This window comes from Citrobacter sp. GW821-FHT07H02 (assembly GCF_059418505.1).
In genome coordinates this window covers 221786-237895 of record NZ_JBWKPZ010000004.1, presented here as the reverse complement: position 1 = coordinate 237895, position 16110 = coordinate 221786, and the positions used below count along the sequence as shown (strand labels likewise).

Annotated in this window: 13 protein-coding genes; all 13 read right to left on the bottom strand. The window is 52.1% G+C overall.

Annotated features, from left to right (window positions below; translation table 11 throughout):
- Positions 1-46: 46 nt before the first annotated feature.
- A complete protein-coding gene (gene accA / locus AC07NP_RS08020; RefSeq protein WP_203358859.1) occupies positions 47-1006 on the bottom strand; it encodes an acetyl-CoA carboxylase carboxyl transferase subunit alpha in 960 nt (319 codons plus the stop codon).
- Between the two features lie 12 nt (positions 1007-1018).
- Positions 1019-4501, bottom strand: coding sequence for a DNA polymerase III subunit alpha (dnaE, locus tag AC07NP_RS08015; RefSeq protein ID WP_494660085.1), 3483 nt, complete (start codon positions 4499-4501; stop codon positions 1019-1021).
- A gap of 36 nt (positions 4502-4537) precedes the next feature.
- Positions 4538-5134 (bottom strand): ribonuclease HII, encoded by a 597-nt coding sequence (gene rnhB / locus AC07NP_RS08010; RefSeq protein WP_203358861.1) that lies wholly within the window; start codon positions 5132-5134, stop codon positions 4538-4540.
- Positions 5131-6279 (bottom strand): lipid-A-disaccharide synthase, encoded by a 1149-nt coding sequence (gene lpxB / locus AC07NP_RS08005; protein ID WP_162381163.1) that lies wholly within the window; start codon positions 6277-6279, stop codon positions 5131-5133. The genes rnhB and lpxB overlap by 4 nt, the downstream gene beginning before the upstream one ends.
- Complete coding sequence (gene lpxA, locus AC07NP_RS08000; protein WP_203358863.1) at positions 6279-7067, bottom strand: acyl-ACP--UDP-N-acetylglucosamine O-acyltransferase; 789 nt, start codon at positions 7065-7067, stop codon at positions 6279-6281. Before lpxA ends, lpxB begins: the two co-directional genes overlap by 1 nt.
- Before the next feature lie 3 nt (positions 7068-7070).
- On the bottom strand, positions 7071-7526 hold the full coding sequence (gene fabZ, locus AC07NP_RS07995) for a 3-hydroxyacyl-ACP dehydratase FabZ (RefSeq protein ID WP_003018528.1): 456 nt from the start codon (positions 7524-7526) through the stop codon (positions 7071-7073).
- 105 nt (positions 7527-7631) lie between these two features.
- Positions 7632-8657 (bottom strand): UDP-3-O-(3-hydroxymyristoyl)glucosamine N-acyltransferase, encoded by a 1026-nt coding sequence (lpxD, locus tag AC07NP_RS07990; RefSeq protein WP_203358864.1) that lies wholly within the window; start codon positions 8655-8657, stop codon positions 7632-7634.
- A gap of 3 nt (positions 8658-8660) precedes the next feature.
- Positions 8661-9146: a molecular chaperone Skp gene (gene skp / locus AC07NP_RS07985; protein WP_192611148.1), complete on the bottom strand. Its 486-nt coding sequence runs from the start codon at positions 9144-9146 to the stop codon at positions 8661-8663.
- 122 nt (positions 9147-9268) lie between these two features.
- A complete protein-coding gene (bamA, locus tag AC07NP_RS07980; RefSeq protein WP_203358865.1) occupies positions 9269-11698 on the bottom strand; it encodes an outer membrane protein assembly factor BamA in 2430 nt (809 codons plus the stop codon).
- Between the two features lie 29 nt (positions 11699-11727).
- Positions 11728-13080, bottom strand: a complete 1353-nt coding sequence (rseP, locus tag AC07NP_RS07975) for a sigma E protease regulator RseP (RefSeq protein ID WP_192611146.1) — start codon at positions 13078-13080, stop codon at positions 11728-11730.
- An 11-nt stretch (positions 13081-13091) separates the two neighbouring features.
- Positions 13092-13949, bottom strand: a complete 858-nt coding sequence (cdsA, locus tag AC07NP_RS07970) for a phosphatidate cytidylyltransferase (protein WP_192611145.1) — start codon at positions 13947-13949, stop codon at positions 13092-13094.
- Positions 13950-13961: 12 nt separating this feature from the next.
- On the bottom strand, positions 13962-14720 hold the full coding sequence (ispU, locus tag AC07NP_RS07965) for a (2E,6E)-farnesyl-diphosphate-specific ditrans,polycis-undecaprenyl-diphosphate synthase (protein WP_162381150.1): 759 nt from the start codon (positions 14718-14720) through the stop codon (positions 13962-13964).
- Between the two features lie 188 nt (positions 14721-14908).
- Entirely contained in the window at positions 14909-16105 is a 1197-nt protein-coding gene (gene ispC, locus AC07NP_RS07960) for a 1-deoxy-D-xylulose-5-phosphate reductoisomerase (RefSeq protein WP_203358867.1), read from the bottom strand.
- Positions 16106-16110: the final 5 nt, after the last annotated feature.

Genomic DNA, 16110 nt, shown 5'->3' with positions numbered 1-16110 from the left:
AAAAAAAAGGGCCACAAAAAGTGGCCCTTTTCAGAAAAGTAGAGAGTTACGCGTAGCCGTAGCTCATCAGGCGCTGATAACGACGGTTTTTCAAATCGTCTTTGCTTAACACATCAAGATCGGCCAAATCAGACAACAATTGCGCTTTCAAAGAAGCCGCCATGGTTTCCGGGTTGCGATGCGCGCCGCCCAGCGGTTCTGGAATGATCGAATCAATCAGCTTCAGCTCTTTCAGACGCGGAGCGATGATGCCCATGGCTTCTGCGGCCAGCGGCGCTTTGTCTGCGCTCTTCCAGAGGATAGAGGCACAACCTTCCGGAGAGATAACGGAATAAGTGCTGTACTGCAGCATGTTAACCTTGTCACCCACGCCAATCGCCAGTGCGCCGCCGGAACCACCTTCACCGATAACGGTGCAGATAACCGGGACGCTCAGACGTGACATTTCACGCAGGTTGCGTGCAATGGCTTCGGACTGACCGCGCTCTTCCGCACCGACGCCTGGATAGGCGCCCGGGGTGTCGATAAAGGTAATGATCGGCATGTTGAAACGCTCGGCCATTTCCATCAGACGCAGCGCTTTACGATAGCCTTCTGGCGCTGGCATACCGAAGTTACGACGGATTTTTTCTTTAGTCTCACGGCCTTTCTGGTGACCAATGATCATCACCGGACGACCTTCCAGACGTGCGATACCGCCGACGATAGCTTTATCATCTGCATAAGCGCGATCGCCCGCCAGTTCGTCAAATTCATCAAACGCCAGGCGGACATAATCCAGGGTATATGGACGTTGTGGATGGCGTGCCAGTTGGGCCACCTGCCATGCACCAAGATCGGCGAAGATTTTGCGCGTCAGTTCTACGCTTTTTTCGCGCAGACGATGGACTTCTTCATCGATGTTAATATCCAGTTTCTCATCCTGACGGCTCACCGCAGTCAGAGAATCGATTTTAGCTTCCAGCTCTGCAATCGGCTGTTCAAAATCAAGGAAATTCAGACTCATAGTATTCCTGTATTAGTCAAACTCCAGTTCCACCTGCTCCGAACCAATGAGGCCACGGAGATCGTTAAGTAAACGATCGCTCGGAGAGACACGCCACGATGCGCCAAAGCGCAACCGCGCACGTGCATCCGCCCTCTGATAGTAGAGATGTACTGGAATTGTCCCCGAGCGGTGGGGTTCCAGAGACTGACGGAGTCGGTTTAAAAGCTGGTCATCAATTTGCCTGTCCGTCAGCGAGATAGCAAGCCCGCGAGCATATTTTTCCCGGGCTTCGTCAATATCCATCACTTCGCGGGCGGTCATTTTAAGCCCCCCGCTGAAGTCATCAAAGCTGACCTGTCCGCTGACGATAAGTATGCGGTCTTTTTCCAGCAATTGCTGGTATTTATCCAGGGCATCGGTAAACAACATGACTTCCAGACGCCCGGAACGGTCATCCAGGGTACAGATGCCGATACGATTGCCGCGCTTGGTGACCATAACCCTTGCGGCAATGACGAGCCCCGCAGCCGTGGTGATTTTACCACGTTCTGTCGGATGCATGTCTTTCAGCCTGTAGCCTCCGACATAGCGCTCAATTTCTTTTAAATACTGGTTGATGGGGTGTCCCGTCAGGTACAAACCTAACGTTTCTCGCTCCCCATCTAACACCACCTGCTCAGGCCATGGCTGGCAGCTGGCGTAGGATTGCTCAACTTGTTCCGGTTCTTCCGCCAGAACGCCAAACATATCCGCCTGGCCGATGGCTTCTGCTTTTGCGTGCTGATCGGCGGCTTTCAGGGCATCGCCCAACGCGTTCATCAGTGCGGCGCGATGCGGCCCAAGGCGGTCAAACGCCCCGGACATGATCAGTTTTTCCAGCACCCGGCGGTTAAGCTTTTTGGTGTCCGTACGCGCACACAGATCAAACAGCTCCCGGAAATAGCCGCCTTCGTTACGCGCTTCAATAATAGCTTCAATTGGACCTTCGCCCACGCCTTTAATCGCGCCGATGCCGTAAACAATCTCACCGTCATCATTAACGTGGAAATGATACAGTCCGGAGTTGATATCCGGCGGCAGGATCTTCAGCCCCATGCGCCAGCACTCATCCACCAGGCCAACCACCTTCTCGGTGTTGTCCATATCGGCGGTCATTACTGCGGCCATAAACTCCGCCGGATAGTGCGCTTTCAACCACAGCGTTTGGTACGATACCAGTGCATAAGCAGCGGAGTGAGATTTGTTAAACCCGTAACCGGCGAATTTCTCCACCAGGTCAAAGATTTTCATCGCCAGTTCGCCGTCGACGCCGCGTTTTTTCGCACCTTCTTCAAAGGTACCGCGCTGCTTGGCCATCTCTTCCGGCTTTTTCTTACCCATCGCACGACGCAGCATATCCGCGCCGCCGAGCGTATAGCCGGAGAGTTCCTGCGCAATCTGCATCACCTGTTCCTGGTACAGGATGATGCCGTAGGTTGGCTCCAGAACCGGTTTCAGACACTCATGCTGCCATTGAACATCCGGATAGGAAATTTCTTCGCGACCGTGCTTACGGTCGATAAAGTTATCGACCATCCCCGATTGCAACGGACCAGGACGGAACAGCGCCACCAGTGCGATCATATCTTCGAAGCAGTCAGGCTGCAGACGTTTGATCAGGTCTTTCATGCCGCGGGATTCAAGCTGGAAGACCGCAGTGGTCTCCGAACGCTGCAGCATGTCGAAGCTTTTCTTGTCGTCTAACGGAATCGCGGCGATATCCAGCGGCGGTTCGCCGTTTTTCTCACGGCGGGCGTTGATCATCTCCAGCGCCCAGTTGATGATAGTGAGCGTACGCAGACCCAGGAAGTCGAACTTCACCAGCCCGGCATATTCCACGTCGTTTTTATCAAACTGGGTGACCGGATGCAGCCCCTGTTCATCACAGTACAGCGGCGCAAAATCGGTAATTTTGGTTGGCGCGATCACCACACCACCGGCGTGTTTACCGGCGTTACGAGTGACGCCTTCCAGCTTACGCGCCATATCAATTAGCGCTTTAACCTCTTCATCTGCCTCGTAAATTTCCGGCAGCTGTGGTTCTGCTTCAAACGCTTTTGCCAGCGTCATGCCCGGATCGGGAGGCACCAGCTTAGAAATGCGGTCAACAAAGCCGTACGGGTGCCCCAGCACGCGGCCGACGTCACGGATAACCGCTTTTGCCGCCATCGTACCGAAAGTAATGATCTGCGATACCGCATCGCGACCATACATTTCCGCCACATGCTCGATCACCAGATCGCGTTTCTCCATACAGAAGTCAACGTCGAAGTCAGGCATGGAGACACGTTCCGGGTTAAGGAAACGTTCGAACAGCAGGTCAAATTCCAGCGGATCAAGGTCGGTAATTTTGAGTGCATAGGCCACCAATGAACCCGCACCGGAACCACGTCCCGGCCCTACCGGCACGCCGTTATCTTTCGACCACTGGATAAACTCCATAACGATCAGGAAGTAACCCGGGAAACCCATTTGGTTAATAACCTGAAGTTCAATATCCAGACGTTCGTCATAGGGTGGGCGCTTCTCTATACGCTCTGCTTCGTCCGGGAACAAAAACGCCAGACGCTCTTCCAGCCCCTCTTTCGATTTTTTGACCAGGTAATCTTCGGTGGTCATGTCTCCGGTCGGGAACTGCGGCAGGAAGTATTCGCCCAGACGTACCGTGACGTTACACCGCTTGGTTATCTCAACGGTATTTTCCAGCGCTTCCGGAATGTCGGCAAAAAGCTCGCACATCTCCTCTTCGCTGCGCATATACTGCTGCGGCGAATAGTTACGCGGACGCTTTGGATCGTCAAGGGTAAAGCCATCGTGGATGGCGACGCGAATTTCATGTGCATCAAAATCGCCCGTTTCGAGAAAACGGACGTCGTTGGTGGCCACGACCGGCAAGCCGCGCGTTTCAGCCAGCGCTACCGCCGCATGCAGGTACGTCTCTTCATCCGGTCTGCCGGTGCGAATCAGCTCAAGGAAGTAACGATCGGGAAAATGTTCTTCGTAAAACGCGACACACTCGTCAGCCAGCACGCTGTTACCGCGCAGCAGACAACGCCCCACATCGCCCATCCGCCCGCCGGAGAGCAGGATCAATCCCTCTTTTAATTCGACCAGCCAGTCACGATCGATAATCGGCCCGGCTGCGCCATAACCGCGCTGATACGCTTTAGAGATCAATAACGTCAGATTCTGATAACCGGTATTGTTCGCCGCCAGTACCGTCAGTTGGGTGAGCTCATCGCCCAACTGCTCGCTCTGAACGTGAAAATCAGCGCCGACGATAGGTTTTATCCCCGCGCCGTGGCCCGCTCCGTAGAACTTCACCAGACCGCAAAGGTTAGTGAAATCGGTGATCGCCAGCGCAGGCATGCCCAACGCGGCCGCCTTTTTCACCAGCGGTCCGGTTTTCGCCAGCCCATCGATCATAGAGTAGTCACTGTGCACCCGCAGGTGGACGAAACGTGGTTCAGACATCTTTAGATTCCGGTTTACTTATTCTCGACGCAAGAATCAGGACGCAAGTCCCAGTGCACGTTTGACAGGAGCAAAGCTGCGTCGGTGATGCTCCGTCGCACCATGTTCAGCAAGCGCCTCCAGATGAAAAGCAGTTGGATAACCTTTGTGTTGCGCAAAGCCATATTGGGGAAATACGGCATCCAGCGCGGTCATCTCAGCATCTCGCGTAACTTTTGCCAGAATGGATGCGGCACTTATTTCCGCCACCCGGCTATCGCCTTTCACCACGGCCATAGAAGGCACCGGCAGCGCCGGGCAGCGATTACCGTCTATCAGCACGTATTCCGGCACAATATGCAGGCCCGCAACAGCTCGCTGCATCGCCAGCATGGTCGCGTGCAAAATATTCAGCTCATCGATCTCATGCGGCTCCGCACGTCCCAGGCTCCAGCTTAACGCTTTTTCTTTAATTTCGTCATACAGCGCCAGGCGACGCTTTTCTGAAAGCTTTTTTGAGTCGTTGAGCCCTACAATTGGGCGAGCCGGATCAAGAATGACGGCGGCGGTAACGACCGCGCCGACCAGAGGTCCGCGCCCAACTTCATCCACACCGGCCACTAAATGGGTATGCGGATAAACAAATTCAATCATCGTGCTAACTCCAGAACTGCATCCGCCGCCTGCTCATCGGCATTGCAACGGATCTGCTGATGCAGTGCGCGGAATGTGTCGTGCATTGCGTGGCTGGTTTTACCGTTTGCCAACAGGGGCAATAATGCTTCCGCCAACGCATGCGGTTCACACTCTTCCTGCAACAGCTCTTTGACTAACTCTCTTCCTGCCAGCAGGTTAGGCAACGAAACATAGTCGGTTTTTACCAGTCGTTTCGCTAACCAGAACGTGAAGGGCTTCATGCGATAGCCCACCACCATCGGACATTTCGCCAGCATACACTCCAGCGCCGCCGTCCCCGAAGCCAGCAGGGCAGCATCGCTCGCCACCATGGCTTCACGTCCCATTCCATCAAGCAAATGGACAGAGAGCTCAGGCGCCACTTCAGCTTTGATTCGCTCGAACTGCTCGCGGCGTTTGGCATTGACCAACGGCACCACGACTTCAAGATCGGGATAGTGTTGTCGCAACAGCTGCGCGGTTTTCAGGAAGTCAGCGCTAAGCATTTCGACTTCTGCGCCACGGCTACCAGGTAACAATGCGAGGCAATGGGCATCATGAGGGATCCCCAGTACATCGCGCGCCGCATTTTTATCCGGGTCCAGCGGCATGGCATCCGCCATCGTGTGACCAATAAAGCGGCACGGTACATTAAATTTGTCGTAAAACGCTTTTTCGAAAGGCAGAAACGCCAGCACCATATGGGTGGATCTGCCTATTTTGAAAACGCGTTTCTGTCGCCACGCCCAGACGGACGGACTGACGTAATGAATGGTTTTAATACCCTGCTTTTTGAGGTTGCCCTCAAGGGTGATGTTAAAATCCGGGGCATCAATACCCACAAAGACATCTGGCTGCAGTTCGGTAAAACGCTTCGTGAGATCGGCTCGAATGTGCAGCAAACGGCGCAGGCGTCCGAGCACTTCAACAATGCCCATCACCGCCAGCTCTTCCATTTCGTACCAGGCTTCGCAGCCTTCGGCCTGCATCAGTGGGCCAGCAACACCGACAAAACGGGCGTTGGGCACACGTAATTTGAGAGCACGGATTAGACCTGCACCAAGAATATCGCCGGAGGTTTCTCCGGCGACCAGGGCAATCGTTAAAGGGCGCTGTTCAGCCATTAACGAATCAGACCGCGTGTTGAGCGGGCAAAGAAATCACTGAATAGCTGAACTTCCGGGTACTGCTTCGCCAGTTCGGCGATTTCCGGTTTGGCTTCTTCCAGCGTTTTGCCGCTACGGTACAACGCTTTATAGGCGTTGCGGATCGCAGTAATCGCTTCGCGGGTGAAACCGCGGCGCTTCAGCCCTTCGATGTTGACGCCAAACGGCGTCGCGTGGTTGCCCTGAGCAATAACATACGGCGGAACGTCCTGAGCAACGCCAGAACAACCGCCAACCATTACGTGGGCACCGATAATGCAGAACTGGTGCACAGCGGTCATGCCGCCGATGATAACAAAATCATCAAGCGAAACATGGCCCGCAAGGGTGGCGTTATTGGCCAGAATACAGCGGTTACCGATCGTACAATCATGTGCCACGTGGGCATTGATCATCAGTAAGTTATCGCTGCCCACCTTCGTCAACCCACCGCCCTGCACTGTGCCACGATGAATGGTGACGCTTTCGCGAATGCGGTTACGATCGCCAATTTCCACACGGGTCGGTTCACCCGCATATTTCAGATCCTGGTTAACTTCACCGATAGAGGCGAACTGATAAATCTCATTATCGCGACCAATTTTAGTATGGCCATTCACGACAACGTGAGACTTCAGTACGGTACCCTCACCAATTTCTACATGGGGTCCAACAATACAAAAAGGACCAATGTGAGCGTTAGCGCCAATAGAAGCGCCCTCTTCCACAATGGCGGTAGGATGAATAAAGGCGGATTTATCAATCACGTATCAGGCCTCCCGGCTACGGGCACACATCATAGTTGCTTCGCAAACGACTTTACCGTCAACCAGAGCAACCCCTTTAAAGCGAGTCAGGCCACGGCGTGTTTTCTCGAAAGTGACTTCCATGATCATCTGATCGCCTGGCACGACAGGACGCTTAAAGCGTGCTTCGTCAATACCCGCGAAGTAATACAGTTCACCTGGCTCCAGTTTTCCTACGCTTTTAAATGCGAGGATACCTGTTGCCTGAGCCATCGCTTCCAGAATCAGCACACCCGGGAAAATCGGTTTGCCAGGGAAATGGCCCTGGAAAAATGGCTCGTTAACGGAGACATTCTTCACTGCGCGCAGAAAACGACCTTCTTCAAAATCCAGCACACGATCAACCAGCAAAAACGGAAAACGGTGCGGCAGAAGTTCTAAAATCTCTTCAATATGCAGAGTATGAGTGTTAGTAGTCAAAATACTCTTCCTGTCTAAATATACTAAAAGGCAATAATAACACGGCCTGCCGCAATCGAAAGAATGCTGACAGGCCGGAAAGTTTGGCACGCAAAAGGTGAAGCGTTAGTCTTGCTGATTAACCTTGCGCTCAATCGCTTTGAGACGCTTGCTCATATCATCAATGTTCATCACCAGCGCAGCGGTTTTACGCCATACTTTATTAGGTTGCAACGGAATGCCTGAGGAATAGACGCCAGGTTCAGTGATGGGACGCATCACCATACCCATGCCAGTCACCGTGACTTTGTCGCATATTTCCATATGCCCGTTGATCACACTGGCGCCGCCAATCATGCAGTAACGGCCAATCTTCAGGCTGCCCGCCATAATGACGCCACCGGCAACCGCCGTATTGTCGCCAATCACGACGTTATGTGCAATCTGACACTGATTATCAATGATCACACCATTACCGATAATGGTATCGTCCAGCGCACCACGATCGATAGTTGTACAAGCGCCGATCTCCACGCGATCGCCGATAATAACGCGACCAAGTTGCGGGATCTTAACCCAATTACCACGATCGTTGGCATAGCCAAAACCGTCTGCACCCACAACCGTGCTGGATTGGATCAGACAATTTTCACCAATATGAATGTCGTGGTAAATCGTCACATTTGCCCACAAGCGTGAACCTGCGCCGATTTTTGTATTCTTTCCAACGAAGCAACCCGGACCGATAACCACGTTATCGCCGAGCGTTACGCCAGATTCGATCACCGCATTTGCACCTACGGAGACATTGCTACCCAGCGTCGCCGTTGCATCAATCACTGCACTGGGTGCAATGTTTTGCGCGGGCTGCGGCGTGGTATCTAAAATTTGTGCCATTCGCGCATACGTCAGGTAGGGATTCTTCACTACCAGGGCGGCACTCTTAGCAAAAGGAAGATCATCCTGCGTCATCACGACGGCAGAAGCCTGACATAAGGCCAGATGTTCACGGTACTTAGGATTTACCATGAACGTGATATTACCTGTTTGCGCAGATTGCATGGACGCAACGCCGGTGATGACGATATCGCCATCACCGTGTAATTCTGCATCCAACTGCTCTGCTAAATCAGCCAGTCGAATTGAAGGCATTACTTATTTAACCTGTTTCAGTACGTCAGCGGTGATATCTTTCACTTCGCTGCTGTTGTAAGCAACGGTGTTAGCATCAACGACCAGATCGATATCCTGGCTGTTAGCGACGGATTTCACAGCAGTCTGGATACGAGTAACCAGTTTGCCACGTTCTTCGTTGGAACGGCGCGCACGATCCTGCTCAAAAGACTGTGCTTTCTGAGCAAAAGTCTGGCGTTGAGCCATTACTTCTTTTTCCAGCTTAGTACGATCGCTACCTGCTTTCATAGACTGCAGACGTTGCATTTTAGATTGCAGATCGGATTCCATACGCTGCAGTTCGCTGGCACGGCCTTTGAACTCATTTTCCAGCGTGCTGGAAACACCCGTCTTCTGCGCAACCTGCTGGAACAGACTACCCATGTTGACGATTGCAATTTTGTCAGCAGCCTGTGCGGACGTAACCATCGCTAAACCGAGACCTGCAGCTAATAACCACTTTTTCACAATAAACTCCTTACCATCCCATTTGCACCCGAAGGTACAGCTCTTTGCGTGGCCAGGCGACCCTTAATGGGATCGCCAAAAGTCATCGCTACACAACACTTACATTCCTTTGCGAAGAACAGTTACCAGGTTTTACCAATGTTAAACTGGAACTGCTCTTTTTTGTCTCCATCGTAATCCTTAAACGGCTGGGCATAGGAGAAGACCAACGGCCCCAATGGGGACATCCATTGTAATGCGATACCTGCAGACATACGGATATTGCTTGGATCGCTGTAGTCCGGATAACCGGCATACTTGCTGGAATCCCAGTTAGTATCCCACACGGTACCCATATCCCAGAAGAACGAGGTACGGACCGAGTTGGCGTATTTTTCGCTAATGAACGGCGTTGGGGTAATGAATTCCAGGCTGGCGACAGCCATCGCGTTACCGCCCACTGCATCATCAGATTCGCACGGCGCTGTGTTAGTGCTTGCGCACTCGTTTTCGAAATCATCGTCACCGTCATGACGACTGTTCGCAGGTAAATACAGTGCCTTCGGACCAATGGTATTGGACTGGAAACCACGCACGGTGCTTGAACCACCCGCATAGAAGTTCTCATAGAACGGCATTTCTTTGCCGCCTAAGCCATCACCATAGCCCCAACGGGTACGACCCAGAACCACCCATTTGTGATCATCATCAATCGGCACATAGGTCGCCGTATCCAATGTCGCTTTGTAGTATTCGTTGTCAGAGCCCGGAATGGTCACTTTACCGTTCAGGTTGATACGCGTCCCTTCCGTCGGGAAGTACCCGCGGTCAAGTTTGTTGTACGTCCAACCATAGTTGAAGGTGAAGTCATCTGCAGCGAAACTGTTATTATCATTCGTCGGGTCTGGATTTTCTCCCATCGAATCAAGATAACGCCACATCGCTACCTGCGGCTGCATGTTAGACAGTTTGTTATGCACATAACCTAAACCGGCACGCAGCGTGTTGTATTCGTTGATTGGGAAGCCCAGCGTGACGTCCGTACCATAACTTTTGTTGGTATAGTCGGACAGGTCAGCATCATCAGCTTCAAAGTCGTTATAGAAGACACGACCACCGAGGCTAACACCATCAACGGTAAAGTACGGGTTCGTTATAGACAACTCAGTATAGGTTTGATAGTCGTTTTTGGTACCGTTGATCCCAACGGAATAACCCGTACCCAACCAGTTGTCCTGCTGAACGCCCGCCTGGAAGCTGACGCCGCTTTCCGTACCGTAACCAATACCGAAGTTGAAGCTACCGGTGTTACGTTCTTTGACCTTGTACACCACATCAACCTGATCCGGGACGCCTGGAACACGCTGTGTATCGGTGTCGACGGTTTCAAAGTAACCCAGACGGTTCAGACGTTCTTTACCCTGATCGACCAGATCGCTGCCTAACCATGCCCCTTCCATCTGACGCATTTCACGGCGCAAAACGGAATCTTTGGAGGTATCGTTACCTTCGAAACGGATCTTACGCACATAGAAACGGTTACCCGCATCCACGTTCACACGTAATTTTACGGTTTTGTCAGCATCGTTGATTTCAGGCTGCGACTGTACACGCGGATATGCATAACCATAGCGACCCAGAAGCTTCTTGATATCATCTTCCATTTTGGTCACTTTGGTGCCGTTATAGAGTTCACCTGGCTCTATCTTCGTCAGGCTCTCAATTTCAGCTGAATGACCCGCCAGGTTACCGCTCACCTCAACGCCCGAAAGCTTGTACTGCTCGCCTTCGGTGATGTTAACAGTGATGTAGATCCCTTTCTTGTCCGGTGTCAGACTTACCTGCGTAGAGTCGATATTGAAACGCGCGTAACCGCGATCCAGATAGTAGCTGCGCAAAGTTTCGAGGTCGCCCGCCAGTTTCTGTTTCTGGTACTTACGGTCGCCCACGACGTTCCACCACGGTACTTCATCCCGCAGTTGGAAGTGAGAAATGAGTTCGTCAGTGCTGAAGGCATGGTTACCGACGATATTGATCTGTTGGATCTTCGCCGATACGCCTTCCTGGAACACCAGTTTGAGGTCAACACGGTTACGCGGCAACGGTGTGACAACCGCTTTCACGCTGGCGCTGTATTTACCGACGCTATAGTAGAAGTCTTCCAGTCCTTTTTCGATATCAGCCAGAGTGGTGCGATCCAGAGATTCGCCAACACGCACGCCAGACGCCTCGAGGTTTTGCTTAAGCATTTCTTCTTTTACCGATTTGTTACCGGAGAAAGTAATGCTGGCAATTGTCGGACGTTCTTTTACCTGAACCAGAAGGGTATCACCGTCACGCAGGACACGGACATCCTCAAAGTTACCAGTGGCAAACAGAGCGCGGATGGTATTACTGATATCTTCATCATTAACCGTGTCGCCTGTGCGCACCGGCATACTGAGGAGGGCCGCACCAACAGCGACTCGCTGCAGGCCTTCGAAATGAATGTCCTTCACTACGAACCCTTCAGCACCGTATACGGTGGCGCTGCTAAACAGCAGCGACGCTATGAGCAACTTTTTCATCGCCATCGTTATTATGCGTTCTTCCTAACACTCTCTTACAACCGAGAGAAATCATTGAAAAGTGCAAGCCCCATTAACAACACCAGCAAAATCGAGCCAATGCGATAACTAAAGTCTTGAACCCGCTCGGATACCGGACCGCCCTTCAGCTTTTCAATCGCCAGGAACAGCAGATGCCCCCCGTCAAGAACGGGCAACGGAAACAGGTTGATTATCCCTAAGTTCACGCTGATAAGCGCAAGAAACATCAGGTAATAAATGCCCCCAAACTCCGCTGACATCCCAGCCCCCTGGGCGATAGAAATCGGCCCACTGAGGTTGTTCAGTTTCACATCACCGGTAATCAATTTTCCCAGCATACTGACCGTCAGCTTCATCAACTGCCACGTTTTGTCCGTGGCCTCGAGGATGGCGCTGAATGGCCCATACTGGCGTACTGTCTTGTACTCATCTGGCAGAGGAATAATTTTAGGCACCACGCCCGCAAAACCTTCTGCTTTACCGTTAACCGGTTTTGTATCCGGAATTAACGTCAAAGACAAGGAACTCCCCTGCCTTTCGATTTCGAGAGCTAACGGCTTACCTGGATTATCGCGCACCAGCGTCACGAACATCATCCATTGCGTTAGCGATTGACCATCGACTTTAACGATCCTGTCGCCAGCTTGCAAACCCGCCTTACTTGCTGCGGAGTTCGTTTGCACTTCTGACAACACGGGTTCAATCTGTGGACCGCGTGGTCGAATCCCTAAAGACGATACAGGATCTTCTTTGTCTGGCTCAAATGCCCACTGACGCAAATCCAGCGTTTTGTCCTGTCGTTGGTTGCTACCAAACGGCGCCACGCTGATAGTCGTATGCTCATCGCCGATTTTCGACACCAATTGTAAACGGACGGCATCCCAATCAGGGGTTTCGATACCATCAACGGCTTTAAGTTCCGTCCCTGGACGAATTTGCGCCTGAGCAGCAATGGAGTTGGGCGTTATTTCGCCAACCACCGGACGCACACCAGGGACACCGATGATAAAGACCAGCCAGTAAGCAAATATAGCGAAAAGGAAGTTTGCAATCGGACCTGCGGCGATTATCGCCGCCCGCTGTCCAACGGTTTTGTTGTTGAATGCATGGTGGCGCAGTTCCGGTATCACCGGCTCTGCGCGCTCATCCAACATTTTGACGTAACCGCCGAGGGGGATAAGAGCGATGACATACTCAGTGCCAAAACGATCGGTACGTCGCCAAAGCGCTTTACCAAAACCGATGGAAAAGCGCTCGACACGAACGCCGCAGCGCCGGGCAACCCAGAAATGACCAAATTCATGCACGGTGATAAGCACACCCAGTGCGATGATGAATGCAGCCAGATTCCAGAGAATACTCAGCATAATACCTTCCGTTAAAGCGTCCTGAATACCAGCAACAGCAGGCACGCAAAGACCGGTACTGCAGCCGTCAGGCTATCAATACGATCAAGAATACCACCATGTCCAGGGATCAAATGACCGCTATCCTTAATTCCCGCTTCACGCTTAAACATACTCTCCGTTAAGTCACCCAGCACAGAGGCCAGCGCAGCAACAATAGAGCATATGAACAAGGTTGAAGGCGCGACATCAAGGTTAGCCCACATACTGTAACCCCATGAGATCACCGCAGCGGTCACCAGACCACCAATGAAACCTTGCCATGTTTTACCGGGAGAAACCTTTGGCGCCAGCTTATGTTTGCCAAACAGTTTGCCAAACATATACGCCCCGGAGTCAGCTCCCCAGACAAGGATCATGACATAGAGCAGCCACACGGCGCCACTGTAATGATTCTCATCATAGTGCCAGGCGCGAAGCGCCAGCATTCCCCAAAAGAAGGGAACGATGGTCAATACGCCGAAAATAACGCGTAATGTCTTCGAATTACGCCACATTGCGGCTGAGCCCGGATAAAACAACACCAGCAATAACGCCACAACCCACCAGCCTAGCGACAGCCAAAGCGAGGCTTCAACGAGCGGTTGGCGAATATTGTGATGATATTCGGGTAATAAAAATAGCATCAGTGCCAGCAATAACCCGCACAGCACCGCCAGCCAGACCCGTTGTGTACGAGTGGCAAAACCGCTTAACTGTCCCCATTCCCAGGCGGCCAGCATACAAACGACCAGCGTAACAATGGCGAACCCCACCGGCGGCAACAGAAAAAGCGCCGCGATGACAACAGGTATTAAAACAAAAGCAGAAATCAGGCGATACTTCAGCAAAAGCGACCCCCATCAGGCTTTGTCATCACCGGGCTCGGTGCCGCCGAAACGACGCTCTCGATTAGCAAAGGCATGCAGCGCACCTTCAAAGTCTTGTTCATCGAAATCGGGCCAAAGAACATCAGTAAAGTAAAGTTCGGCGTAGGCAATTTGCCACAGCAAAAAATTACTGATGCGATGCTCTCCCCCAGTCCTAATTACTAAATCCACAGGAGCCAGCTCATGCATGCAGATTTGCTGACTTAGCATTTCTTCATCGATCTGATCAGGGCGCAGAAGACCTTCCTGCACCTGTTCTGCCAGTTGCCTGACTCCCTGGACAATATCCCAACGTCCGCCGTAGTTCGCGGCAATATTCAGCGTCAACCCGGTATTCTGGGCCGTTAGCGCTTCAGATTTGCGAATACGTTCCTGCAAACGCGAGTTAAATCGACTGGTATCTCCAATAATGCGCAGACGAACGTTATGGCGATGCAGGCTTTTTACTTCACTATCAAGCGCCCACACAAACAGCTCCATTAACGCACTGACTTCCTGCGCTGGTCGGTTCCAGTTCTCACTACTAAAGGCATACAGCGTTAACGCGTCAATACCGTTATTGGCAGCGAAAGACACAGCACGGCGGACAGATTTTGCCCCGGCCTTGTGCCCAAAGGCTCGAATCTTCCCTTGTTTCTTCGCCCAGCGACCATTGCCATCCATAATGATCGCAACATGACGACAGCCATGTGCTGGCAAATTTTCGCTTAATGGTTGAGTTGCAGACAACATAACGCGTTTTTAGTCCCTGAAAGGATTTAACGGTACTCAGGAATACTGAAGCCTTTACAAAAAAAAGCCGTGTCAAACCACGGCTTACCTGACCGAAAAAAGCCAAATACCTACGATCAGGTGGCGCAGACTATATCACTGAAGCACAACGCTAACAAATAGCACGATCTACTGTAGATGGATTATCGTCATACGGAGAGTCGCGTCACTTGCTTTCTGGCGACTTCCCGTGCGACAGCATCGACCCTCAGTACGTCGTCTACGCTTTGTGGCTCCTGCAGATCCATGTTATCCAGCACCGATAAATTCAGACTGGCAATATCGGTAAAACGAATCTGCTGTGCAAGAAATGCTGCAACAGTGACTTCATTTGCCGCATTAAGCGCGGTTGTGGCAGCTTGTCCCTGCTCGAAGGCGTCCATGGCCAGTTTCAGGCACGGATAGCGCTGATAATCCGGCGCAGAGAACGTCAACGCACTGAGCGAGCAAAAATCAAGCGGCTTCACGCCAGAGGAAACACGATTCGGCCATGCCATCGTATGGGCAATTGGCGTGCGCATGTCCGGTTCTCCCAATTGCGCCAGCACACTACCGTCCTGATAGCGCACCATGGAATGAATCACAGACTGCGGATGAATCAGCACTTCCATCTGACTTGCGCTGGCATTGAACAACCAACGCGCTTCAATGTATTCCAGACCTTTATTCATCATAGTGGCCGAATCGACAGAGATTTTTCTCCCCATCGACCAGTTCGGATGACGGCATGCCTGATCGGGCGTCATCGCCGTCAGATCGTGCAATGGCGTTTCACGGAACGGGCCACCAGACCCGGTAAGCAAAATCGACATTACGCCATTTTGCTCCAGGTCAGCGTATCCCAGGTTGTGCTGAATAGGTTGCGGTAAACTCTGAAAAATCGCGTTATGTTCGCTATCTACCGGTAAAAGCTGGGCTTTACTGTGTTTCACCGCATCCATGAACAGCCGCCCGCAGGTCACCAGCGACTCTTTATTCGCCAGCAGAATGGTTTTCCCCGCGTGGATAGCCGCCAGCGTTGGCAACAGACCGGCAGCGCCAACAATCGCCGCCATCACCTGATCAACGTCATCAAGCGCCGCCATATCACAGGCCGATTGTTGCCCGCTCAGTACCTCAGTACGGCTGCCATGCTGCAAAAGCGCAGCTTTCACCTGACGGGCGCTGTTCTCATCGTCCATCACTGCGTAACGCGGGGTGAATTCCAGGCACTGCTCGACCATACGGGTAACATTTTTACCCGCCACAAGTGCAACAATACGGAAATTGTCTGGGTTATGGCGCACCACATCCAGTGTGCTGCAACCAATAGAGCCGGTTGAGCCCAGAATGGTTAAATGCTTCATAAGAC